The sequence below is a fragment of the Pantoea sp. Ae19-2 genome, assembly GCF_059801205.1.
This window is the reverse complement of sequence record NZ_JBCHWE010000001.1, coordinates 979,160-1,003,910: the sequence shown is the minus strand read 5'-3', so window position 1 is coordinate 1,003,910 and position 24,751 is coordinate 979,160. Positions and strand designations below refer to the sequence as shown.

At 55.1% G+C, this 24,751-nt stretch carries 14 protein-coding genes; 7 read left to right on the top strand and 7 right to left on the bottom strand.

Annotated elements, in window-relative coordinates:
- Window positions 1–112 precede the first annotated feature (112 nt).
- From wzc to wbaP, 4 genes are all read right to left on the bottom strand, one after another.
- Window positions 113–2,290 (bottom strand): tyrosine-protein kinase Wzc, encoded by a 2,178-nt coding sequence (gene wzc, locus AAIE03_RS04650; RefSeq protein WP_014594083.1) that lies wholly within the window; start codon window positions 2,288–2,290, stop codon window positions 113–115.
- A gap of 12 nt (window positions 2,291–2,302) precedes the next feature.
- Window positions 2,303–2,737 (bottom strand): arsenate reductase/protein-tyrosine-phosphatase family protein, encoded by a 435-nt coding sequence (locus AAIE03_RS04645; RefSeq protein ID WP_013026383.1) that lies wholly within the window; start codon window positions 2,735–2,737, stop codon window positions 2,303–2,305.
- Between the two features lie 9 nt (window positions 2,738–2,746).
- Window positions 2,747–3,886: a polysaccharide export protein gene (locus tag AAIE03_RS04640; RefSeq protein ID WP_013026384.1), complete on the bottom strand. Its 1,140-nt coding sequence runs from the start codon at window positions 3,884–3,886 to the stop codon at window positions 2,747–2,749.
- 274 nt (window positions 3,887–4,160) lie between these two features.
- On the bottom strand, window positions 4,161–5,594 hold the full coding sequence (gene wbaP, locus AAIE03_RS04635) for an undecaprenyl-phosphate galactose phosphotransferase WbaP (RefSeq protein ID WP_013026385.1): 1,434 nt from the start codon (window positions 5,592–5,594) through the stop codon (window positions 4,161–4,163).
- Between the two features lie 777 nt (window positions 5,595–6,371).
- On the opposite strand from wbaP, the gene AAIE03_RS04630 reads away from it, so the two are divergent.
- On the top strand, window positions 6,372–7,949 hold the full coding sequence (locus AAIE03_RS04630; RefSeq protein WP_014605448.1) for a TerC family protein: 1,578 nt from the start codon (window positions 6,372–6,374) through the stop codon (window positions 7,947–7,949).
- Here the strand turns inward: AAIE03_RS04630 and asmA are convergent.
- The 3 genes from asmA to udk all read right to left on the bottom strand — a co-directional run bounded on the left by asmA (window position 7,946) and on the right by udk (window position 11,091).
- On the bottom strand, window positions 7,946–9,769 hold the full coding sequence (asmA, locus tag AAIE03_RS04625) for an outer membrane assembly protein AsmA (protein WP_022623399.1): 1,824 nt from the start codon (window positions 9,767–9,769) through the stop codon (window positions 7,946–7,948). The two genes, AAIE03_RS04630 and asmA, sit on opposite strands and share 4 nt — an antisense overlap.
- Window positions 9,770–9,783: 14 nt before the next feature.
- Complete coding sequence (gene dcd, locus AAIE03_RS04620; RefSeq protein ID WP_013026388.1) at window positions 9,784–10,365, bottom strand: dCTP deaminase; 582 nt, start codon at window positions 10,363–10,365, stop codon at window positions 9,784–9,786.
- Between the two features lie 84 nt (window positions 10,366–10,449).
- A complete protein-coding gene (udk, locus tag AAIE03_RS04615; protein ID WP_013026389.1) occupies window positions 10,450–11,091 on the bottom strand; it encodes a uridine kinase in 642 nt (213 codons plus the stop codon).
- A 280-nt stretch (window positions 11,092–11,371) separates the two neighbouring features.
- Here udk and AAIE03_RS04610 point away from each other — a divergent pair, with 280 nt between their 5' ends.
- The 6 genes from AAIE03_RS04610 (at window position 11,372) to mdtC (ending at window position 24,746) form a co-directional block, all read left to right on the top strand.
- Entirely contained in the window at window positions 11,372–11,986 is a 615-nt protein-coding gene (locus tag AAIE03_RS04610; RefSeq protein WP_013026390.1) for a phosphatase PAP2 family protein, read from the top strand.
- Window positions 11,987–12,149: 163 nt separating this feature from the next.
- Entirely contained in the window at window positions 12,150–15,488 is a 3,339-nt protein-coding gene (locus AAIE03_RS04605) for a diguanylate cyclase (RefSeq protein ID WP_498562826.1), read from the top strand.
- A 76-nt stretch (window positions 15,489–15,564) separates the two neighbouring features.
- Window positions 15,565–16,917, top strand: coding sequence for a molecular chaperone (gene yegD, locus AAIE03_RS04600; RefSeq protein ID WP_014605443.1), 1,353 nt, complete (start codon window positions 15,565–15,567; stop codon window positions 16,915–16,917).
- A gap of 400 nt (window positions 16,918–17,317) precedes the next feature.
- Entirely contained in the window at window positions 17,318–18,550 is a 1,233-nt protein-coding gene (locus AAIE03_RS04595) for an MdtA/MuxA family multidrug efflux RND transporter periplasmic adaptor subunit (protein WP_498562825.1), read from the top strand.
- On the top strand, window positions 18,550–21,672 hold the full coding sequence (locus AAIE03_RS04590) for an MdtB/MuxB family multidrug efflux RND transporter permease subunit (RefSeq protein WP_498562824.1): 3,123 nt from the start codon (window positions 18,550–18,552) through the stop codon (window positions 21,670–21,672). The genes AAIE03_RS04595 and AAIE03_RS04590 overlap by 1 nt, the downstream gene beginning before the upstream one ends.
- Complete coding sequence (gene mdtC, locus AAIE03_RS04585; protein ID WP_498562823.1) at window positions 21,669–24,746, top strand: multidrug efflux RND transporter permease subunit MdtC; 3,078 nt, start codon at window positions 21,669–21,671, stop codon at window positions 24,744–24,746. Before AAIE03_RS04590 ends, mdtC begins: the two co-directional genes overlap by 4 nt.
- Window positions 24,747–24,751: the final 5 nt, after the last annotated feature.

Genomic DNA, 24,751 nt, shown 5'->3' with positions numbered 1-24,751 from the left:
TCGTCGCTTATTGTGCGTTGTATCCAGAATCACCTGTGCAAATCGTTACGTGTCGTTATCTTGAGCCAGGGATCAAAAGGGGCGGTCAAACCCGCCCCTTTTCTTTCAGCTCTTAGCTTTTCGTTGGTTTACCGTACTCGTAGTCGTAGTAGTCATAACCATAACCGTACGAGTTAGCCGCTTTACGTACCACGGCGTTCAGGATAACCCCTTTGATTTCGATACCGTTCTGCGCGAAGCGTTTGAAGCTGACATCCACTTCTTTTGTGGTGTTGGTTTCAAAACGCGCCACCATCAGCGAGGTACCGGCCAACTTACCGATGATGGACGCATCCGTTACGGCCAGAATCGGTGGTGTATCAATCAGGACTAAATCATAGTTTTTGCTTGCCCACTCCAGCAGCTCGCCCATGCGGCGGTGCATCAACAGCTCTGACGGGTTCGGTGGAACCTGTCCGCGCGGCAGGAAATCAAAACCGTATGGCCCTTGCTGAATCATGGTCGGCGTAAACTCGGTTTTGCCAGACAGGACGTTAGACAGACCGGATTTATTGTCCGCCCCCAGCAGTTCGTGGGTGTAACCGCGGCGCATGTCACCATCGATAAACAACACCTTCTGACCGGCCTTGGCCACCAGGGTAGCGAGGTTAACGCAGATAAAGGTTTTACCAATACCCGGGCTGGCGCCGGTGATCATCAGAATGTTGTTTTTCGCTTCCATCATGGCGAAGTGCAGGCTGGTACGCAGGCTACGAATCGCTTCAATAGAGAGGTCGGTTGGATTACCCAGTGCCAACAGCGTCTCATGCGGATCGGTTTTGCCTTTGTGACCGCGACGCGCCAGTGCTTCGGTATCCTTCTTACGCTGCCACTCAGAGAGCGGTACGCTGGCATAGACGTTCATGCCCAGCTCTTCCAGCTGTTCCGGGTTCTCGATTCCGTGATGCAACAGCGCTTTAAGCAGAACCACACCGACGGACACCATCAGCCCCAGAATCAGGCTGGCTGCGATGATCAGCAGCTTTTTCGGCGCAACCGGCGAGTTTGCCGTGGCGGCCTGATCGATGATGCGAACATCACCCACGGTGCTGGCCTTACTGATGCTCAGCTCTTGCTGGCGGTTCAGTAACTGCATGTAGATTTCCTGACCTGACTGCACATCGCGGGTCAGACGCAGAATCTCCTGCTGAGTTTTCGGCATCTGCGCAATTTTCTTGTTCAGCTGCGCCTGCTCATCTTCCAGCGTTTTACGCTTTTCTAACAGGGCCCGATAGGTAGGGTGATCTTTGGTGAACAGCTGCGAAACTTCGGCTTCGCGGAACGTCAGCTCGTTAAGCTGGCTCTGCACGCTAACGGATGAATCCAACGCAGACTTAGCTTCAAGCGACAGGTCAACGGACTCGTTCTCACGGCGGAAGGCGTTAAGTTTGTCTTCCGCCTGATCCAGTTTGCCACGCACTTCCGGCAGTTGCTGTTTCAGGAACTCCAGGCTTTTCTCGGCCTGTTCGGATTTACGCTGCACGTTCTGCAACAGGTAGTTATTCACGATCTGGTTCAGAACTTTGCTGATCTGCTCCTGATCTTCACCCACATACTGCAGTCCCAGTACGCCGGTGTCTTTCCCTTTGTCTGCAACGGTCAGGTTAGACAGGATGCTGTTAATTGCCTGCAGATCGTTGAGTTTGGTGACGGTAAACGTGGTGCCCGGCTCCGCATTGATATCGCTGACCAGCATGCTCACATCGCCGTGTTTTTCGAACTGCCCCACTTTGCCTTTGAACAGCTCATCGCCATCGGCAGAAACGGTATAGCTGTCTTTACCCGTAACCTCGAGCTCAACACTGCGCTTCTCGATCGTACGCGGAATCTCCAGACGGGAGATCGCAACATTGCCAGGCTTGTTGCCCATCAGGCGCGACAGACCTTTGCCGATAACCGGGAAATAGTTCTGTGAAACCACTGCATCCAGGCCAAGATCCTGAACGGTTTTTCCCAGCACCATGCGTGATTCAAGAATCTGGATTTCGGTATCCGATGCTGGCGTCGTGGGCATCAGCGTCTGTAATTCATTCAGGACGGTGCTGGTATTCTTCTGCTCCACCTGAACCATGGCATCGGCGCTGTAAATAGGCGTCGCAAACAGTGTGTAGAGCGTTGCTACCAGCATGAAAAAAGCGGTGACAGCGACGATAACCCAGCGGTGATCAATAAGCTGTCCCACAAGATGCGCCAGATCCCACCCATTCGATTCCTCGCGCGGCGCGGTCATGACTTTGTTTTTTATATTCATGGATAATCCCAACTATCGGCTTAGTACGCTGACCCATTTCTGAGTGGCGTGTTCCAGTAACCCGTAAACCTCTTCAAAGGCCTCACGGCTTTTTCTGTACGGATCCGCAATTTCCTTCTGATTGAGCCAGTGCCCAAGCAGCATCGTTTTGCCACGTGCAGCCGGATCGATGCGGTTTACCTGTTCAATGTGGCGCTTTTCCATCACCAGAATCAGGTCATACTCCCGGCACAGGCTGGCCGTTAGCTGCTGAGCCTCATGACCTTCCAGCGATAAGCCTTTTTCGGCTGCCACCTCCGTCGCCGTTTTATCCGCCGCGTGCCCAACCAGGGCGCCGAGTCCGGCGGAGGCCACAGGCAGGTGCGGCAGCGCGCGTTTGAACAGGCGCTCTCCCGTAGGAGAGCGGCAGATGTTGCCTACGCAGACGACTAACACGGACTTAATCATGGCGAAACCTTAGTTCGACCAGTTGCGGATGCGCTGTGCAGCCTGCGTCGCATCGTTAACACCGGCTATGGTTGGTATCAACTGCGATATCACGCGGTTCCAACGCGTCAGCGGCGTCGATGTCACGTAGACGATATCGTAAGGTTCAAGTTGGAATTCGGTACCCATCACCATGGATGCCGCATCTTTGGTATTCAGCTGGTAGATATTGGCGATTTTGCTGCGATCGGAGCCGCGCGTCGGTCGGATAACAAAGACCCCGGTCGCGTCGGACGTGGTTTGATCCATGCCTGCCGCATTACCCAGCGCTTCAGCCAGGGTCATACCGCTGCGGTCCATTTTCAGGGTGGCCTGCTGTTTCACTTCGCCCATGACAAACACTTTCAGGTCGTCGTTACGCGGCACATACAGGATGTCACCCGGATAAAGCAGGTGGTTCTGGCTCAGATCGCCGTTCTGCATCAGGGCCTGCAGTGACACGCGCTGCTCACGGCCGTTGTGGGTCAGGATAACGTTGCGCCAGTCTGCGTCCGCCGCTAAGCCGCCCGCTGCGTTAATCGCATCCAGGATGGTCAGCGGTACGTTGGTGATAGGCTGCTGGCCTGAGGTCGTCACGGCACCGGTCACGTAAGTCTTCTGTGACTTAAACGAGGCAATGCTGACGTCAACCTGGGGGCTTTCGATGTACTGCGCCAGACGACGCGCCACTTCATTACGCACGTCACCTACGGTACGGCCGGCAACACGGACGCGGCCGATGTAAGGATAGAAAATCGTGCCGTCGGAATGGACCCAGTTACCGGTGTCACTGGCGCTACGGTACTGACCGGCAGGCGTGGTGAGTTCGGGGTGATCCCACACGGTGACGGTGAGAACATCACCAATGCCGATGCGGTATTCGTAGTTCTGAATTTCGGTTTGTAACGACGGATTAGCCTGTGCCACAAGTGGCTTAGGACGCATTTTCTCCACCAGGCCTGGCGTTAACGGATAAACGTTAACGTACTTGTCGATGTCAAAATTGCTGTCCTGCTGCTCAATGACATCTTTTCCCGAAGTGGATAAATTTTGCCCCGGCACGACAGTACACCCGGCCATAAAAGTTGCAGATACCAGAACAGGTATCATCTTCATTTTCATTGTAATCATTTAGATCTTCGCTATCAGTTAATGTTTGATAGAGGCGAATACGCCGCTGTGTAAGCGCTCAAAAAAAAGTAGGCTATCCTGACTCAGGCCCTGAACATGTCGTTCATTATTCTTAGCTCCTGTCTTGTACCCATCACGCGCTTTACCCGGAACGGAATAAAGCAAAGCAGAACATTTCGGTTTATCAATGCCGTACCGCTTTTTTTTAGAGAAATCTGCCCGCCGGAACCTGAAGTGGCACTTCGGCGCGCGGCTGACAGAGGCTCTTTTGCGGCTAGTAAGCACCATCACGTTTCAAAACCACACCCACGGTTTTGAACAAAATTGCAATGTCGTTCCACAGCGACCAGTTTTTTACATACCATGAGTCGAAGTAGACGCGCGTTTCATAATCCACATCGTTACGGCCGCTCACCTGCCACAATCCGGTCATACCCGGTTTTGCCATCAGGTAGTAATCGACATCGCCCGCATAACGCGCCAGTTCGTCTTCAATAACCGGGCGCGGCCCGACCAGGCTCATGTCGCCGCGTACGACGTTCCACAACTGCGGCAGCTCATCAAGGCTGGTTTTACGAATAAAGTGACCGACTTTAGTAATACGGGGATCGTTTTTGAGTTTAAAATCTTTATCCCATTCAGCACGGGCAACCGGATCGGTTCGCAAGACTTCCTCAAGCACTTCTTTCGAGTTGATCACCATTGAACGGAACTTAAGGCATTTAAATTTACGCCCGTTCAGGCCGACGCGTTCGTGACCATAAATAGGCGGCCCGCCATCACGTCCCACCAGGAATCCCAGCACTAGCAGCGCCGGTAACAGCATCAAAATGATGGAGAGTGCCCCGAAGATATCGAACGTGCGCTTCAGGAAGCGTGAGGTACGTTTGGCCAGGTTATTCTGAACACGCAGGATCATGACTTCATGGCTGAAGATATAAGCCATGTCAGTGCCGTACAGCGGCACCCCACGTAAGGTAGGAATCACTGAAACAGAGCGGCAGTTATGCATCGCCAGCGATTTCAGCCACATGTCACGATACTGACTTTGCTCAAACTCAACCGCCACAATGAACTGGGTTTCACTGTTAGTGAGCCTCCACAGCGCCTGCTCGTCGCGCAGCACCGGAATACCCGAAATCAGCTCTTGTGGGCAGGATCCGTCCACGTCATAGAAGGCAATAACCTCAAAGCCCATAACCTCTTCGCTTTGCAGAGCCTCCCACGCTTCCTGGGCATTTTTATTGCTGCCAATAATGATGGTCTGCTTCTTCCACAGGCCGTATTTATTCAGCAGGCGTTTGGACAGTGCGCGGCACACCGGCATTGCCACCAGGGCGATAAGCCACGTTAACAGCCAGACAAAGCGCGACATCTGCCATTGAGACAGGGCCGTGATCGACAGTTCAATGACGGAAAAAATGAGAATGGTACGAAAAATTTCTTTTAATTCGAACCAAAACGGTTTGCGGTAGGTGTAATGGCGCAGTCTGACCCAAAACCAGCCCACGCAAATTACTGACAGACAGATGTGTGTAGCAACTTTTAAATTAAATTCCCGATCAGACATATCCGATAACAGTGAAGGAGATGTCATATTAATTAGCATCATCGCGATAAATAATGCCGCGTTGAAACATATTAAATCAGAACAAGCCAATAATAATTTGGTGATAAGACTTTTAAACGTAAATTCATTATCGCGCATATTTAACTCTTTATTTTATTTCCTTAACCCACCACACCAGACGCTTAAGTGACCAGCATTGTCTCTTAAGCCCGAGCGTTTCTGAGGGGAGCTCCTGCGGCATTTACGCCATTGTCATTGACTATGAAACCAATAATACCGTGCACAATACCAACAGATTACTCTGACTTTATCAGCAATGTGCTGATTAAATATCAAACCGAAGCGGTTACGCAGACACGCTACCGCCCTTGGCTGTCGCTGCCAATACCGCCCTGATAACCTCTGTTTCTCCCTGCGCCGCGCGCGATTGCGCACAAAGCGTTCTTGTGCAGAATGCGTTGACATTCTGCTACGTACCGAGGCGGTTGATTGCGCAAATTACAGATTCGGGCGCAGGCGTTGTCTAACTCGTTGCTATACTAGTTATTACTGGCATGTTTACAAGTAGACCCCGCCATCCCCGGACTATTTTAGGAAAAAGACTACCAGTAATAAGTATTGAAGCCGCTCATTTTCAGCTTTCAGGTAGGGAAAAATCAGATTTATTCCATGTTCGCACCAGGAATAATCGCATAAGAAATTCCTCTGAATGAGAAATACGGTGACATTAATCTGCAACCTTTATGCGCTACCTTCACCGCCGCATTAATCAATCTGCTGAAGAATTATCCTGTAATTAATGTATGGGCTATTCAATTAAATCGTAAAGACCCTGTAAGCTCGCTATTTGTCCCAAGGCCATCTCTCCACTATCATCAGACAAAGCTTATTTTTAGACATTCAGGTGAATAAAGCATGCTGGAGGTATTGGCCGATCCCTCGCTATGGGCAGGATTAGTAACGCTAATCGTTCTTGAACTGGTACTGGGTATCGATAACCTGGTCTTTATCGCTATTCTGGTCGAGAAGCTGCCGGCAGCCGCACGCGACCGCGCGCGGGTGATTGGCCTGCTGATGGCGCTGGTGTGCCGACTGCTGCTGTTAGCCTCCCTGTCCTGGTTGGTCACGCTGACGCAGCCATTGATTACGCTGGCTAATCACGCCTTCAGCGCGCGCGACCTGCTGCTGCTGTTTGGCGGACTGTTTTTGCTGTTCAAAGCGACAACCGAATTGAACGAACGGCTCGAAGGCCAGGACGAGGAGAACGCTCAACAAAAAGGCGGCGCTAAATTCTGGCCTGTCGTGGCGCAGATCGTGGTGCTGGACGCAATTTTTTCGCTGGATGCGGTGATTACTGCCGTGGGTATGGTCAACGACCTGCCGGTCATGATGGTGGCGGTTACCGTGGCGATTTTATTGATGCTGCTCGCCAGTAAACCCCTTACCCGTTTCGTCAACAGTCACCCGACCATCGTTATTCTGTGCCTGAGCTTTTTACTGATGATTGGCTTTAGTCTGGTGGCTGAAGGCTTTGGCTTTGTTATTCCTAAAGGCTATCTCTATGCGGCGATCGGTTTCTCCGTGCTAATCGAAGCCCTGAACCAGCTGGCACAGTTTAACCGGCGCAAGGTGCTGTCGGCGGGTCGTCCGTTACGCCAGCGCACTGCCGAAGCGGTATTACGTCTGTTACGCGGCGAAGCCGAACAGGCGGAACTGGATGCAAAAACCTCGTCAATGATTGCCGATGGAGAGGCTGTCGCGCTGTTTAATCGCCAGGAGCGCGTGATGATCGCCAGAGTGATGGGGCTTGGGCAGCGTCATGTCAACACCATCATGACGACGCGTCACGATGTTCAGCACATTGATTTAAGCGACGATCCGGCGGAGATCATGGCTAACCTTGATCGTAATCAGCATACGCGCATCGTTATTACGGACAACAGCAAAGAGCCGCTCGGCATTGTGCATGTTAACGATCTGCTCCATCAGTCACTGCATCACCACTCGCTTGATTTACGCAGCCTGATTCGTCAGCCCCTGGTGTTCCACGAGCACATCACCTTGTTACAAGCGCTGGAGCTGTTTCGTCAGGGTCACACACATTTTGCATTTGTGGTCGATGAGTTTGGTTCGGTAGAGGGCGTGGTCACGTTGAGCGACTTAATGGAAACCATTGCGGGAAATCTGCCGAATGAGGCAGGCGAAACCGATGCCCGCTATGATATCCAGCCTAACGGGTCGGGTGGCTGGATTGCCAATGGCCAAATGCCGCTGGAGGATCTGGCGATGTACGTGACGTTACCGCTGGATGAGAAGCGTAATTATCATACGCTGGCCGGACTAGTGATGGATCGCCTGCAAAATATTCCCCAGGAAGGTGAAGAGATCCTCCTGGGGGATTACCGCTTACGTACTCTGCAGGTTGAACAGCACCGGGTTCAGAAGGTTGAAATTCTGCCGCAGCCTGACATGCAACAGCATGCCGCGCCTTAAGGGCGCGCCGAGTCTGGCTGCGTGGCGTTATTTCCTTTTAATTGCTGACGATCAAGCCACTGATTCAGGCGCGATTTCGCCTCATTCTGCAGCTTCTCGCGCAGCATATCGTCAACCGGCAGCGTATATTGCGGATTCTCCCAACTGCCGTAAAGGCGAAACGGGATCACCTGATCGGATAAGGCCGCAACCAGTTTTTCATCCCCGTGCCAGCCGCTCAGCGTCAGGCCCAATGTAACGTCTAATTGCTGCTGCACCATGTTGACGCTCCCATCGCCACGTAACGTCAGCTGCTTGCTTTCGCCGCTGAGATGGTTAAAGGACAGGAGGCCGTTCTTCAGCGCAAGCTGACCGCTGATGTGATCGATTCCCTGTCCCAATACCTGATCGTCGCTGCTAACGCGATCGCTCACGCGCGCCACCGCGCGACGGACCATCTGCTGTAAGTCAATTTGCGCCAGTTTCAGATGGCTCACACGGACATCCGCCTTGCCCTGCCAGCTCTGTTTCGCGTCCTCAAGGGTGAGGTTATCACCGGCCAACTCGCCGTTAAGATCAAGGGTTCCCTGCAGCGACTGAGGCAGGGCCAATGCCTTCAGTAATGGCTGAAGATCAACCTGACTCAACACGGGTTTGAAACTGACGTGCGTAACGGGCTGACGAATATCAATGCTGCCGGGAACGGAGAAACGCCCCTGCCCCACCGTTCCTGACAAGGTATTAAATGTCATCAGTCCCTGTTGGTTAACCGCATCCACAGCCAGTTTCGAGAGCGTAAGACCTCGCCAGACCGCGCTGTCCGCCTGCAGTTTTATGTCCAGATCGATATCGTTGAGCGGCGAGTCCGCATTGGTGGGTTCGCGCTGGTCTGCAATCACCGGCGCAGGGGCAATCTGGCTGCTTTGTCCACTTACCTGCTGAGTTAACGAAGAGATAAAAAGCAGGTTATCCATATCCAGTGAGGTCGCATGAAGATCCAGAGACAGCTTTTGCGGAGCCGTAAGATCGCCCTGCGCGCTGCCGCTGAGAACACTGTCGTTGGCGTTAAGCTTAAGATCGGACAGGGCAACGGTATTTCTGTCGCCATTCCAGTTTCCCTGGAAGCTCAGCGTACCTTTAATGCCCTGCGGTGGCAGGCTGGCCCCGGACAACGCGTAATCCAGTTGTTCGAGCTGACCACTGAGCTGATGAGGATACTGCGATTTATCAAATTGCCCCTTCAGATTGATCATCGCCGTGCGCTGGTTGCGCGTCAGGCTGGTGCTGAGATTGATTGTTGCCAGGCTCGACTGATCCTGCTCCATATTCAGGTTGAGATTACGGAAGGTGAACGCATCGCCGCCGGGCTGTTGCCAGATAAACAGGCTGTCCAACAGCTGGAGTTTGCCGATATCGAAAGACCATCGGTCTGAAGACGCAGGCTCGCTGTTGTGCGGACCGCGCGGGGCATTTTGCGGTACTTGCGCCGCACTGTCTGGCGTGACCTGCACCACCGCGTTTTTCAGCATCACCTGGCTCACGCTCAGCTGATGTGATAGCAAGGGCAGAAGATTCACATCCAGCCGCATATTGTCTGCAGAGACCACGGGCTGGGCTGCACCGGGCGCGGTCAGGCTCATGCGCCCGGCCAGAATGCTGAGTTTAGGCCAGACGTGCCAACGCAAATCGCCATTGATAGTGAGTTGATAACCGCTGCGCTGTTCGACCTGTTGCACCATATAGCTGCGAAAGTCGTTGGGGTTGACCAGCATAACCAGGGCTGTTAATCCCGCTACGACCACCACCAGTAAGATGGCCAGCGTGGTTATCACTCTTCTCATCACATCCTCATGAATTAATCTTTGTCGATACGACTGGCATCAGCACCCTGCTGGCCACGATATTTAGCATTTTCACGGCGATTATAAGGACGCGCGGCAGGTCCCGAAAGCGGTTCAAAGCTTAGCGCACCAATCAGCATTCCCGGGCGCAGTGCCAGAGGCAGTTTGCCAGAATTATAGAACTCCAGCACGATACGGCCCTGCCAGCCCGGATCGATACGATGCGCGGTCACGTGGACCATCAGGCCCAGGCGGGCAAGCGAGGAGCGCCCGTCCAGCCAGCCAACCAGATCGTCGGGAATGGTCACAGATTCCAGCGTTACCGCCAGGGCCAGCTCGCCGGGATGCAGAAAGAATGCCTCGCCCTCGGGGAGAACGATCTCATCACTCATCACGCGATCCAGGGCCGCGCTCACTTCGTGCTTCGGCCCGCTCAGATCAATAAACGCGGCGGTATGTCCGCTGAATGTCCGGAACTGATTGCCTAAACGTACGTCGACCGTTGCACCGTTGATCCGTTCCACCGGTGGCCGTGGCGTGATCGCCAGTTTCCCGCTATCCAGCCAGGCTTCAATATCGCGGTCGCATAATCTCATTACGGTAACTCCATGAAGTAAGTGTAGCGAACAGGCGGCATCTGTGCTTTTAACCTGCTCGCGTCACGTCCTTTGAGACGTAAACTACTCGAAGAACTGGTTAATTTTGGCTTTAAGAATATCAATAGCAATACGGTTTTTACCACCGCGCGGCACAATGATATCTGCGTACTGTTTAGAGGGTTCAATGAACTGCAAAAACATGGGGCGGACCGTTTTCTGATACTGACTCATGACGGAATCCATTGAACGCCCCCGTTCATTGACATCACGTTTCATACGTCGCATCAGGCAAATGTCGAGCGGCGTGTCCACGAAGATGGAGAAGTTCAGTTCCTGGCGCAGACGCGCATCGGTTAACAGGAGAATGCCTTCAAGAATAATGACTTTTTTAGGCTTAATTTGCAGCGTTTCCTGAGTACGCGTGTGCTCAACATAGCTGTAAACGGGCAACTCAATGTCCTGCCCTGCCTTTACCGCACGTAAGTGCTGCAATAACAAATCATGATCCATCGCGCTGGGATGGTCATAATTGGTTTTAACCCTCTCTTCCATGGTGAGGTGACTTTGATCTTTGTAATAGGCATCTTCAGGGATAACGCCGATGTGCTCATCGCCGACCTGGTCGCGAATTTCACGATAGAGCGTACTGGCGATTAAACTTTTACCGGATGCAGATGCACCTGCAATGCCAACGATCACGCACTGATGGGACTTGTCAGTCATACTTTTAAAAACCTGATACTGGAGCCAGAAACTGTACGCAAACTGCGCACCCAGTTAATGGGGCTGAACGGAGAGGGTGAGTTGGCGCTCAGTATAGGGATTTCGGCCTTTTGATGCCAGAGAAATGGCACCGCCCCCCTTTTCAGACTTTCCCCTTTTAACCTGAATGGTTTCACCGATAAACTAGCCGCTTCACACAGAACAACGCCGCACAGCACCTGTCGGGCTCGGTATGGCCGATGAATAAGGGCATTTTGCCCAAGAAGAAGAAAGGAAGATTATGCTCTGGAAGACCCTCACCTATTTTGGTGACAGCATGTTATTGATTCCCACGGCGGTGATTATTGCCCTGATTTTACCGTGGAAAAGCGATAACCGTCGCGCCCTGTGGTACTGGCTTCTGGCCTTTGGCCTGGCCGGGCTGGTGGTCAGCGTGTCAAAAATACTGTTTCTTGGCTTTGGTATTGGCAGCGCACGCTTTAACTTCACGGGATTTAGCGGCCACAGCGCGATGTCAGCAACCCTGTGGCCGGTTATGCTTTGGTTAATTTCAGGGCGCTGCTCAAGCCTGTGGCGCGGCCTGGCGATTGGCGTGGGCTATGTGATTCCCTTAATGGTTGGCGTTTCGCGCCTGGTTATCCATGCGCATTCCGTCAGCGAGGTCATTACCGGTCTGCTGCTGGGCTTTACGCTGAGTACCGCGTTTTTACTTTCCCAGCGCGAGACGGCACTTAAAGGGTTCAGCTTGCCGCAAATCGCCGCTGCGCTGCTGGTGCCGGTTCTGCTGCTGGGTCACGGTCGGATTGCCACCACACAACAGTTCCTGGCGCAGTTTTCTGCCCGTCTGGCTGGCATGGAAAAACCTTATACCCGGGCCGATCTTTTCCGGGAATAATGCACATGGTGGCTCGTGCTTCCGCGAGCCATTCAATCCAACGAATAACGCAATTTAATGATTTCCCCCCTGTTTTTTCTATCAAATGTGCTAGCATTCTTCGAATGACAATGGCGATGCAGCGCATGCCATTGCACTATTTTGCCCTCTGCTGGATCGATTAATGATCGTTGAGACACTGGCCTCGTCAGATAAATCACCTAAAAAGTGGCTAAACGCCTGCTGGCTTGGCCTGGCTTCCTTCGTCCTGACGCTATTTTGCCTTGAGCTGATTGTGGTTAGCGGTAAAATTTCACCGCTCTGGTTCTCGACGGCACTGATGACCATCGTGGTGTTTCGCAGCACGTCTCGCCAGCTCCCCCTGTTACTCATCGCCTGCCTTATCGGTACGGCACTGGCAAATGCCTTCATTATCGGTCCCGCCCCCTCTAATTTGAAATTTGCCCTGCTTAATCTGCTGCAGGCCATACTGGGCGGGCTGTTATTGCGCGCGTTGCTTGACCGTGAGGCGCCGCTGGTTTCGCTCAATGACTGGATCCGCTTTGTTATCGCTACCGGCCTGATTTCGCCCCTGGTTGGCGGCGTACTCGCGCTGTGGATACTGCAGGTTGGAGAGCAGGCCTCATTTGCCTTCTTTTACACCTGGGTCATTTCGGAAATTATCGGCATGTTAGCGCTCGGGCCGGTTTTACTGTTGATGACCTGGCCGCTAACGCAGAATGGCCTGAAACGCGCGTCTCTGGTGGAGACGCTCATCACGCTGGCCCTGACGCTTACCGCCAGCTACCTGTCGCTGCGGTTTTTACCCTGGCCTTTTACTTTTATTTTAGTAGTGCTGTTCTGGTGTGCCGTGCGGTTGCCGAAGGTGGAAGCCTTTGTGCTGTTTTTTGTTAACGCCAGCTTTATGGCACTGCTGCTGTCACTGGGCTGGATTAACGTCACGCCAACGGCCGCCAGCGCCTATGCGGTGATAAGCAGCTGGCTTCCGTTTTTGATGGTCTTAATTCCTTGTCATATCATGGCATTAGTGATGGATGCCTTTCGGCATGAGAAGCGCCATATCAGTGAGAGCGAAACCCGTTTCCGTCATGCCATGGAGTATTCCGCGATTGGCATGGCGCTGGTTTCTGCTGAAGGCCGATGGCTTCAGGTTAATAAATCCCTGTGTGACACGCTGGGCTATCCGGAACATGAACTGACTCAACTGACGTTCCAGCAAATCACTCATCCGGATGATCTTTACGACGTCCAGGGCCGACTGGAAAAGCTGCTGCAGGGCGAGATTTACTCTTATACGCTGGAAAAACGCTATTTCCGCAAAGACGGCGAAATCGTCTGGGTACGGCTAACGGTTTCCCTGGTGCGCGATCAGGCGCAGCAACCGCTCTATTTTATCGCGCAGATTATTGATATTTCTGAGCTGAAACAGAGTGAGCAGGTGAACAAACGCCTGATGGAACGCATTACCCTTGCGAATGAGGCGGGCGGCATCGGCGTATGGGAATGGAATCTGACCAGCGGCGAAGTTCTGTGGGATAAACGCATGTATGCGCTGTTTGGCATGAAGCCCCATGAACTGCCCAGCTACGATCTGTGGGTCACGCTGGTTCATCCCGACGATCGCGAACGTTGTGTGCTCACCATTCAGGGTGCCATTGAGAAAAGCAGTTCCTTCCAGATGGAGTACCGGGTGGTACGGGAGGACGGGCAGCACTGGATCCGTTCTCAGGCAAACCGCCTGCTCAGTAAAGAAGGCCGTATCGAACGCATTTTGGGGATCTCTCAGGACATCACCTCATTACGAAACCTGAATGAGGCGCTGTTTCAGGAAAAAGAGCGCATGATGATCACGCTCGACTCGATCGGAGAGGCCGTTATCAGTACCGATCAGGACATGTGCGTGACCTTTATGAACCCGGTCGCGGAAAAAATGACAGGCTGGTCACAAGAGGCGGCGGCGGGCAAACCGGTAAACGAACTGCTGCATATCACGCACGGTCGTCATGGCCCTGAAGTCGATAATCTGCTGCTGTGCCATGTGCCGTCTGAAAAAACCGCGCCCTATCTCTCTGAGGAGTGGGTGCTGCACACGCTCAATGGCGAGCATATTGATATTCATTACAGTATAACGCCGCTGAAATCTGAATCAGGTACCGAGCGTGGAGCGGTGATGGTGATTCAGGACGTCAGTGAGTCACGTAAAGTGATGAAGCGTCTGAGCTACAGCGCACTGCACGATACGCTGACCCGGTTACCTAATCGTGCCAGCTTTGAACTGCAGCTTAAGCGGTTACTGTCCGACGCCGTCGAGCATCAGAGTCAGCACGTTCTGGTCTTTATCGATCTGGATAAATTTAAGGCGGTGAACGACAGCGCTGGCCACGCAGCCGGGGACGCCCTGTTGAGCGAACTGTCGGATTTAATGCGCCATCGCCTGCGCGGGAGCGATTTCCTGGCCCGCCTGGGCGGGGATGAATTTGCCGTGTTGATGCCCGAATGTTCGTTGGATCAGGCTCGCGACGTGGTGCAGGACATCGTTCGCGCGGTCGGTGACTACTGTTTTGAATGGCTGGGGCGCGCCTATCAGGTCGGTGCCAGCGCAGGCATAACCCAAATCACCGCGCAGAACTGTCAGAGTAGCGATGTGCTGTCTCAGGCAGATATTGCCTGTTACAACGCCAAGCGGAGTGGGCGGGGTCGGTATAAGGTGTATGAGCAGCATGCGCTGGCGCTCATGGGAAGCCATCACTCCGTGGATCTCGCGACCCTGGATGCCTTACAAGTGGACATGCAGGTATGGGCCGTTGCGCCGCCTGGCAAGCCGCATTCCGCCAGCGTCTGGCTGGTTGAGGTTCAGCTATTTTCGCCAGAAGGGTTACTCATTGATGAGCATCTGCTACGTAATAACCTGACTGACGATATGCTGAAACGCCGGCTTGAAGACAATATTGTTAATGCCTTCTTCCGCCAGCAGATTGCAACGATGAGCCAAAAAGGTATCGCACTGATTTTGCCTCTCGATGTGCACGCACTGTACGATCCGGCTTTCGTTGACAATCTCTGCCTGCGCTTCGCCGAATCCGGTCTTGCCCGCAGCCATAGCGGGATCGCGCTTAACGCCTCCAGCGTGCTTTCCAGCGGCGATGGCCTGATCGGTGCATTGATGAAACTGCGCCAGGCAGGCTGCCGCATCGTGTTGCAGCATTTCGGCCGCAATCTCGATGCCTTTAACCAGTTGACCGGTAAAGTGGTGGACTGCCTGATCCTGTCCCCGGAACTGGTGGCTAACCTGCACAACAATTTGATGGATGAGATGCTAATCTCCATTATTCAGAGCCAGACCAGCCAGCGTGATATCACCCTGCTTGCCGGCCCGGTGTCCGTTCCCGCGGTGCTCACCACGCTGACCAGCCTTGAAGTGGACGGCGTTTGGGGCAGTGCCGTTGCGGAACGCCAACCAATGAGCAGACTTGCGGAAGCCCCCCTTTTCGCTATTCGCTAATTCTGCCGCTCACCGCTTGCCACGACCGATCAGCTGCGCTAAAGTCGCCCCCTTTTTTCCGGCCTGGGGGCGAAAAATGTTCATTGGATTTGATTACGGTACGGCTAACTGCTCAATTGCAGTCAGTGAAAAAGGCGCGCCGCGTTTGTTAGCGCTGGAGAATGGCCAACGCCTGCTGCCGTCCATGATTTGCTCCCCAACGCGTGAAGCGGTGACGGAATGGCTTCACCGCCATCATCAGGTTGCAACACCGGAACAAGAAAGCACCGCGCTGCTGCAGCGGGCCCTGCGCTACAATCGTGAAGAAGATATTGATGTCTTACCTGACAGCGTGCAGTTCGGCCTGACCGCACTTCAGCATTACATGGTCGATCCAGAAGATGTCTGGTTTGTTAAATCCCCCAAATCCTTTCTGGGCGCAACCGGCCTGAAACCGCAGCAAATTGCCTTTTTTGAGGATCTGGTGTGCGCCATGATGCTGCACATTCGCCAGCAGGGTGAAGCGCAGACCCAGCAGCCTATCGACCAGGCGGTCATCGGCCGCCCGGTCAACTTTCAGGGATTAGGCAGCGAAGACGCGAATCAACAGGCACAGGGCATTCTGCTTCGTGCGGCCAAACGCGCCGGCTTTCGGGATGTCGAATTTCAGTTCGAGCCGGTCGCGGCGGGCCTGGATTTTGAAGCGACACTGGAAAAAGAGACCCGCGTACTGGTTGTCGATATTGGCGGGGGCACCACCGACTGCTCAATGCTGCTGATGGGCCCGCAATGGCGCAACCTGTCAGACCGGCGTGAAAGCCTGCTGGGTCACAGCGGCTGCCGCGTTGGCGGTAACGATTTAGATATTATGCTGGCGTTTAAAGCCCTGATGCCCCTGCTCGGCGCGGGCGGCAACACCCAAAAAGGCACCGCCCTGCCTGCCCTGCCCTGGTGGAATGCGGTGGCGGTGAACGACGTGCCGGCACAAAGCGATTTCTACAGCGCCGCCTGCGGCAAGCTGCTGCGTGATTTAGTGCGCGATGCAGAAAATCCTGCCGCCGTGGCTCACCTGCTTAAAGTCTGGCAACAGAAGCTGAGTTATCGCCTGGTCCGTACGGCGGAAGAGAGCAAGATCGCGCTGTCTGAGCGCCCTGCGTTTGCGGCGTCACTGGATTTTGTTACCTCCGGCTTACAGGCCGAGATCAGCGTCGCGACCCTGCAGGAGGCGATCGGCCAGCCGCTGGAGAAGATTCTGGAGCAGGTTCATCTGGCGCTGGCGACCAGCCATATCAAACCCGAGGTGATTTATCTCACCGGCGGCAGTGCCCGTTCCCCACTTTTGCGCGCGGCGCTCCAGCAGGCCCTGCCAGACACACCGATAGCGGGAGGAGACGACTTTGCCTCAGTGACCGCCGGCCTGGCGCGCTGGGCAGAGGTTATGTTTGCCTGACCTACCGGCACAGGCGGAACCGTCCTGTGCCAGCCATGCCTTTTGCCCGCCTCCCTGCGGGCAACTGCCAGCGGATGCCCCCGCGCATCACTATCGCCTGGCGAACATTGCCTCTCTGACGTTTACCCGTGTTGCCCTTCATCAAATTTCAACATGTTATTTCCTGACAACAGCGGCTCATCACCCGTTATCCTGTGGCAAACTTTATGAAACGCATTCTGTTGACGGACGGCAATTAAACGGCCACGTCTGTTCAGAAAAAGAACATAATTACGCTGTGCTGACAGATATCCTTAATTCCTTCAAATTTTTACCGTCAGGGACGACTACAATTCGTGGTTTGCAGGCTACCGTTTAAGCCCGCGCCCTGGAAAGACATGGCTGGAGAGCGACAACAACAATGAACAACCGATACCCTGTTATGAAAAAAGGTCTGATTGTGCTGGTGGTCATTGCCGTAGCCGCAGGCGGCTATTACTGGTGGAAACATCCGGCACAGCCCAGCAGCGACGGTGACCTGTCTGGTCAGTCAGCACATGGCAAAAGAGGCAATGGCGCGCACAAACCGCTGGCTCCCGTTCAGGCGGCCAGCGCGGTGACAGAAAGTGTGCCGCAATACCTTAATGGGTTAGGCACCGTGACGGCCGCCAATACCGTGACGGTCCGCAGCAGGGTTGATGGAAACCTGATGTCCATCCACTTCACGGAAGGTCAGCAGGTCAAAGCCGGGCAGTTGTTAGCGGAGATTGACCCGCGCCCCTATCAGGTTGCGCTCATGCAGGCGCAGGGCCAGTTGGCACGCGATCAGGCAACTCTGGCTAACGCACGCCGCGATTTAGCCCGTTATCAAAAACTGGCGAAAACGTCGCTGGTGTCTCAGCAGGATCTGGACACACAGAACGCCCTGGTCAGTGAAACCATGGGCACCATTAAAGCCGACGAAGGCAGTGTTGCCAGCGCCCAACTGAATCTGACTTACAGCCGCATCACCTCGCCGATTGATGGCCGTGTAGGCCTGAAGCAGGTTGATATTGGCAACTACATTACCAGCGGCGATACCAATGGCTTAGTGGTGATTACGCAAACGCATCCGGTGGACGTGGTGTTCAGCGTCGCTGAGAATAATATTAGTCAGATCATGCAGGCGCAGAAAAGTGGTGAACCCTTGCTGGTAGAAGCCTGGGATCGCAGCAATCAACATTTAATCACCCGCGGTAAGCTGCTCAGTCTGGATAACCAGATCGACGCCACGACCGGTACGATCAAAATCAAAGCGCGCTTTGATAATCAGGATGACCTGCTCTTCCCGAACCAGTTCGTCAACGCCCGGCTGAAGGTGAATACCTTGCAGGATGCAGTGGTTATTCCTGCCGCCGCGCTGCAAATGGGCAATGAAGGCCACTTTGTCTGGGTGATCAACAATGAAGACAAGGTCAGTAAGAAAAGCGTAACCGCCGGACTGCAGGACAGCCAAAAAGTAGTGATCAGCGCCGGACTCAACGCAGGCGACCGCGTCGTTACCGACGGGCTGGACCGCCTGACGGAAGGGGCAAAAGTCGAAGTGGTTGCCGCACAGAGTCGCGCCACAAAAGAGACCCGTGCCAGCTTGCCGTCAAAAGGGGAATCTGAGTAATGCAGGTTATGCCTCCTGACCACAGCGGAGGGCCGTCACGCCAGTTTATCCTGCGTCCGGTCGCAACGACCTTACTGATGATCGCCATTCTTCTGGCTGGGATTTTGGGTTACCGCTTTTTGCCGGTCTCCGCCCTGCCGGAAGTGGACTATCCCACCATTCAGGTCGTTACCCTCTATCCCGGGGCCAGCCCGGATGTGGTGACCTCTTCGATTACCGCGCCCCTTGAACGTCAGTTCGGCCAGATGTCCGGACTCAAGCAGATGGCATCACAAAGTTCTGGCGGCGCCTCCATCGTTACTCTGCAGTTTCAGCTGACCCTGCCGCTCGACGTGGCAGAGCAGGAAGTGCAGGCGGCGATCAACTCCGCCAGCAACCTGCTGCCCAACGATCTGCCTAACCCGCCGGTTTACAGCAAAGTGAACCCGGCCGATCCGCCGATCATGACCCTGGCCGTCACCACCACCAGCATGCCATTAACCCAGGTGCAGGATATGGTGGAAACGCGCGTGGCACAGAAAATATCCCAGGTCACGGGCGTTGGTCTGGTCACGCTGACGGGCGGTCAACGTCCCGCCGTGCGCGTGAAAATGAACACCCAGGCGCTGGCCGCTATGGGGCTGACCAGTGAAGCGGTACGTACGGCCATCACGAATGCTAACGTTAACTCCGCGAAAGGCAGCCTGGATGGCCCTACCCGCTCGGTCACCCTTTCCGCCAATGATCAGATGAAATCCGTGGAGGATTATCGCCAGCTGATCGTCAGTTATAAAAATGGCGCTCCGGTGCGGCTGGCCGACGTGGCGACCATCGATCAGGGCGCAGAAAACAGCTGGCTGGGGGCCTGGTCTAATCGTGAACCGGCTATCGTGCTGAATGTGCAGCGCCAACCCGGTGCCAACATTATCGCCACGGCCGATAACATTCGTGCCATGCTGCCGTCGCTGATTGCCAGCCTGCCTAAATCCGTAGACGTGAAGCTGGTGACAGACCGCACCACTAATATTCGCGCGTCGGTCACTGACACACAGCATGAACTGATGCTGGCGATGGGGCTGGTGGTGATGATTATCTACCTGTTTCTTCGCAACGTCCCTGCAACCATTATTCCGGCCGTGGCGGTGCCGCTGTCGCTGATCGGCACCTTCGCCGCGATGTACTTCCTGGGGTTTTCGATCAACAACCTGACGCTGATGGCGCTCACCATCGCCACGGGCTTTGTGGTGGATGATGCCATCGTCGTGATCGAGAACATCTCACGCTATATCGAGAAAGGCGAAAAACCCATGACCGCCGCCCTGAAGGGCGCCGGCGAAATCGGCTTTACCATTATCTCGCTGACCTTTTCACTGATTGCGGTATTGATCCCGTTACTGTTTATGGGCGATGTGATTGGTCGTCTGTTCCGGGAGTTTGCGGTCACGCTGGCGGTGGCGATTCTGATTTCGGCCGTGGTGTCGCTCACCCTGACGCCGATGATGTGTGCACGCATGCTCAGCGCCGAATCACTGCGCAGGCAGAACCGCTTTTCCCGCGCCAGCGAAGCGATGTTTGATCGTATCATCGCGGTTTACGGCCGGGGGCTGAGCCGGGTGCTCAATCATCCCTGGCTGACGCTGTCCGTGGCGCTGGGGACCCTGCTGCTTACCGTGCTGTTATGGATCGCCATTCCCAAAGGGTTTTTCCCGCAGCAGGACAACGGCATTATTCAGGGCACCCTGCAGGCCCCGCAGTCGGTGTCCTATGCCAGTATGGCGGAACGCACCCGCGACGTCGCCTCGGTGATTATGAAAGATCCGCCGGTGCAAAGTCTCACCTCGTTTGTGGGCGTGGACGGCACCAATCCATCCCTTAACAGTGCCCGGTTGCAGATAAACCTTAAACCGCTGGATGCGCGCAGCGAACGTATTCCTGAGATTCAGCAACGCCTGCAACAGCAAGTCAGCAAGATCCCCGGCGTGACGTTATGGCTGCAGGCGGTTCAGGATTTGACAATCGATACCCAGGCCAGCCGAACGCCCTATCAGTTCACGCTGCAGTCCGGGTCGCTGGACTCACTCAGCACCTGGGTGCCCGCCCTGGTAAGTGCCTTGCAGAAATTGCCCGCGCTGCGTGATGTCAGCAGCGACTGGCAGGATCAGGGCCTGGAAGCCTATATCAAGGTCGATCGCGACAGCGCCAGCCGGTTGGGCATCAGCATGGCAGATGTGGACAATGCGCTCTACGACGCCTTTGGTCAGCGGCTGATCTCCACCATTTATACCCAGGCAAATCAGTACCGCGTGGTGCTGGAACAGGACAACAGCGCGATCCAGGGCCTGCCAAGTCTGGATGGCATTCGCCTGACCAGTACCGATGGCGGCAGCGTTCCCCTTAATGCTATCGCCAGTATTGAGCAGCGCCATGCGCCCTTAACGATCAACCACCTGAGCCAGTTTCCGTCTGCCACTTTCTCGTTTGATGTGGCAAAAGGCTACTCTCTGGAAGACGCAACAAAAGCCATCATCCAGGCCGAGGAACAGCTTGGCATGCCGTCAGAGGTGATGACCCAGTTCCAGGGCAGCACGCTGGCCTTTGAGGCCGCATTGACCAGCACGGTGTGGCTGATTGTGGCGGCGGTCGTGGCGATGTACATCGTCCTGGGCGTCCTGTATGAGAGTTTTATCCATCCCATTACCATTCTTTCAACGCTACCTACTGCGGGCGTAGGTGCGCTGCTGGCCCTGATGATAAGCGGTAACGAGCTGGATATTGTGGCGATCATCGGCATCATTTTGCTGATTGGTATCGTGAAAAAGAACGCCATCATGATGATTGACTTCGCCCTTGCCGCCGAGCGGGAACAGGGCATGAAGCCCTATGACGCCATTTACCAGGCCTGTTTGCTGCGCTTCCGCCCCATTCTGATGACCACCCTGGCGGCGCTGCTGGGGGCGTTACCGCTGATGCTCAGCACCGGCGTTGGCGCAGAATTACGGCAACCGCTGGGGATTGCCATGGTCGGCGGCCTGATACTGAGCCAGGTTCTGACCCTGTTTACCACACCAGTGATTTATCTGCTGTTTGACCGTCTGGCGCACAATCTGCGTCGCCGCATCGGTCACACGGAGGAACCGTCGTGAAGTTCTTTGCGCTGTTCATCCATCGGCCGGTAGCCACCACGCTGCTCACGCTGGCGATTGCGCTGGCGGGGATACTGGGGTTCCGCCTGCTGCCGGTCGCGCCGCTGCCGCAGGTGGATTTTCCGGTCATAATGGTGTCGGCTTCTCTGCCCGGAGCCTCGCCGGAAACCATGGCCTCCTCGGTTGCCACGCCGCTGGAGCGCTCGCTGGGCCGCATCGCGGGCGTGAGTGAGATGACCTCCACCAGCTCCCTGGGATCGACCCGCATCATTATGGTTTTCGATTTCGATCGTGACATCAATGGCGCGGCGCGGGATGTGCAGGCGGCGATCAATGCCGCGCAGAGTCTGCTTCCCACGGGAATGCCTTCGCGCCCGACCTACCGCAAAGCGAACCCGTCTGATGCACCGATCATGATCATGACGCTGACCTCAGACCTGTACAGCCCGGCTCAGCTTTACGATTACGCGTCCACACAGCTGGCGCAGAAGCTGTCGCAGATTAACGGCGTGGGCGATGTGACCGTGGGCGGCAGCTCTTTGCCCGCGGTGCGCGTGGCGTTGAATCCGCAGGCGCTGTTTAACCAGGGCGTTTCGCTGGATGCAGTACGGCAGACGATTTCCAACGCCAACCAGCGCCGCCCACAGGGCGCGGTGGAAGACGGCCAGCAGCGCTGGCAGCTGCGCACTAACGATGCGCTACAAACTGCCAGTGAATATCAGCCGCTGGTGGTGCACTACAACAACGGCGCGGCGGTGCGCCTGTCGGATGTTGCCACGGTGCAGGATTCAGTCCAGGACGTGCGCAACGCCGGGATGTCGCGCGGTAAACCGGCAGTGTTACTGGTGATACGAAAAACCGCCGATGCGAACGTGATTGAAACGGTGGATCGCATTCGTGCCGAACTGCCCGAACTGCACGAGATCATTCCGGCTGCCATCAACCTTGAGGTGGCTCAGGACCGCTCCCCTACCATCCGCGCCTCTCTTGAGGAAGTGGAGCAGTCGCTGATGATTGCCGTTGCGTTGGTCATTCTGGTGGTGTTCGTGTTTTTACGCTCCGGCCGCGCCACGCTGATCCCCGCCGTTGCCGTGCCGGTATCCCTGATCGGCACCTTCGCCGCAATGTATTTGTGCGGCTTTAGCCTGAATAACCTGTCGCTGATGGCCCTGACGATCGCCACGGGTTTTGTGGTGGATGATGCGATTGTGGTGCTGGAAAACATCGCCCGCCATGTGGAAGCCGGGATGAAACCGATGGCGGCCGCACTGAAAGGGGTGCGTGAAGTCGGCTTTACCGTGCTGTCGATGAGCCTCTCCTTAATCGCGGTCTTCCTGCCGCTGCTTATGACAGGCGGATTGATTGGTCGCTTTTTTGCCGAATTCTCAATCACCCTGTCGGTCGCCATTCTGATTTCCCTGTTTGTCTCGGTCACGCTCACGCCAATGATGTGTGCTTATCTGCTCAAACCCCACGCGCCGCGCAGTCAACCTCAGCGACGGGGCGTTGGACGGCTGCTGCTGGCGGTTCAGCGCGGTTATGCCCGCTCGCTGACCGTTGTGCTCAATCATGCCCGCTGGGTGCTGCTCCTGCTGGTGGGCACCGTGGCTCTGACGGTATGGCTGTTTATCAGTATTCCCAAAACCTTCCTGCCCGAGCAGGACACCGGCCGCCTGTCTGGCTTTATTTCGGCTGACCAAAGTATTTCGTTCCAGGCGATGCGCGGCAAGCTGGAAGATTTCATGAAAATTGTTGGCGCCGATCCGGACGTTTCCAGCGTGGTAGGCTTTACCGGCGGCATGCGCACCAACATGGGGTTGATGTTTATTTCTCTGAAACCCCTGTCTGAACGGAAAGACACGGCGCAGGCGGTGATTGCCCGCCTGCGTGCCAAACTGGCGAACGAACCCGGTGCCAATCTGTATCTTAATGCGGTGCAGGATATCCGGGTGGGCGGTCGCGAAGCCAATGCCAGCTATCAGTACTCGCTGCTGTCAGACGACCTTGCTGCGCTGCGCACCTGGGAACCTAAAATCCGTCAGGCCTTTACTGCCCTGCCGGAACTGGCTGACGTCAACTCCGACCAACAGGATAAGGGCAGTGAAATGGCCCTGACCTATGACCGCACCAGCATGGCCCGGCTGGGGATCAACGTTTCAGAAGCCAACGCCCTGTTAAATGATGCCTTTGGGCAGCGGCAGATTTCCACTATTTATCAGCCGCTGAATCAGTACAAGGTCGTCATGGAAGTGGATCCCCGTTACACCCAGGACATTAGCGCCCTGAATCAGATGTTTGTGATCAACAGCGAGGGCAAACCGATTCCGCTCGCCTGGTTCGCCAAATGGCAACCGGCTAACGCACCCTTGTCAGTCAACCACGAGGGGCTGTCTGCCGCATCAACCATTTCCTTTAACCTGCCAGAAGGCGTTTCGCTGTCGCAGGCGTCGGAGGCCATTGAGCGCACCATGACCGCGCTGGGCGTACCCTCCAGCGTGCGTGGCAGCTTCGCCGGTACCGCGCAGGCTTTCCAGCAGTCACAGAGCAGCCAGCTGTGGCTGATGCTGGCCGCCATTGCGGCGGTCTACATTGTGCTGGGCATTCTTTATGAAAGCTATGTGCACCCGTTAACCATTCTTTCCACGCTGCCTTCGGCGGGCGTCGGTGCGCTGCTGGCGCTGGCGCTGTTTGATACGCCGTTCAGCCTGATTGCCCTAATCGGTATTCTGTTATTAATCGGGATCGTGAAAAAGAACGCCATCATGATGGTGGACTTTGCTCTTGAGGCAGAGCGCAACGGTAACCTGAGTCCGCGCGATGCCATTTTTCAGGCCTGCCTGCTGCGTTTTCGCCCTATTTTAATGACCACCCTGGCAGCGTTGTTTGGCGCACTCCCGCTGGTGCTGACCAGCGGAGATGGCGCGGAACTGCGCCAGCCGTTAGGCATTACCATTGCGGGTGGCCTGATCATGAGTCAGTTGCTCACCCTGTATACCACGCCGGTGGTGTACTTAATGATGGATAAACTGCGTCGTAAAAAGCGCACCCAGACGATCAATGCCACTCAGCATTAAGGGGT

Excerpts from the sequence above, each read along its gene's own strand:
- wzc (WP_014594083.1), bottom strand. The coding sequence starts at position 2,290 with ATGAATATAAAAAACAAAGTCATGACCGCGCCGCGCGAGGAATCGAAT.
- AAIE03_RS04645 (WP_013026383.1), bottom strand. The coding sequence starts at position 2,737 with ATGATTAAGTCCGTGTTAGTCGTCTGCGTAGGCAACATCTGCCGCTCT.
- AAIE03_RS04640 (WP_013026384.1), bottom strand. The coding sequence starts at position 3,886 with ATGATTACAATGAAAATGAAGATGATACCTGTTCTGGTATCTGCAACT.
- wbaP (WP_013026385.1), bottom strand. The coding sequence starts at position 5,594 with ATGCGCGATAATGAATTTACGTTTAAAAGTCTTATCACCAAATTATTA.
- AAIE03_RS04630 (WP_014605448.1), top strand. The coding sequence starts at position 6,372 with ATGCTGGAGGTATTGGCCGATCCCTCGCTATGGGCAGGATTAGTAACG.
- asmA (WP_022623399.1), bottom strand. The coding sequence starts at position 9,769 with ATGAGAAGAGTGATAACCACGCTGGCCATCTTACTGGTGGTGGTCGTA.
- dcd (WP_013026388.1), bottom strand. The coding sequence starts at position 10,365 with ATGAGATTATGCGACCGCGATATTGAAGCCTGGCTGGATAGCGGGAAA.
- udk (WP_013026389.1), bottom strand. The coding sequence starts at position 11,091 with ATGACTGACAAGTCCCATCAGTGCGTGATCGTTGGCATTGCAGGTGCA.
- AAIE03_RS04610 (WP_013026390.1), top strand. The coding sequence starts at position 11,372 with ATGCTCTGGAAGACCCTCACCTATTTTGGTGACAGCATGTTATTGATT.
- AAIE03_RS04605 (WP_498562826.1), top strand. The coding sequence starts at position 12,150 with ATGATCGTTGAGACACTGGCCTCGTCAGATAAATCACCTAAAAAGTGG.
- yegD (WP_014605443.1), top strand. The coding sequence starts at position 15,565 with ATGTTCATTGGATTTGATTACGGTACGGCTAACTGCTCAATTGCAGTC.
- AAIE03_RS04595 (WP_498562825.1), top strand. The coding sequence starts at position 17,318 with ATGAACAACCGATACCCTGTTATGAAAAAAGGTCTGATTGTGCTGGTG.
- AAIE03_RS04590 (WP_498562824.1), top strand. The coding sequence starts at position 18,550 with ATGCAGGTTATGCCTCCTGACCACAGCGGAGGGCCGTCACGCCAGTTT.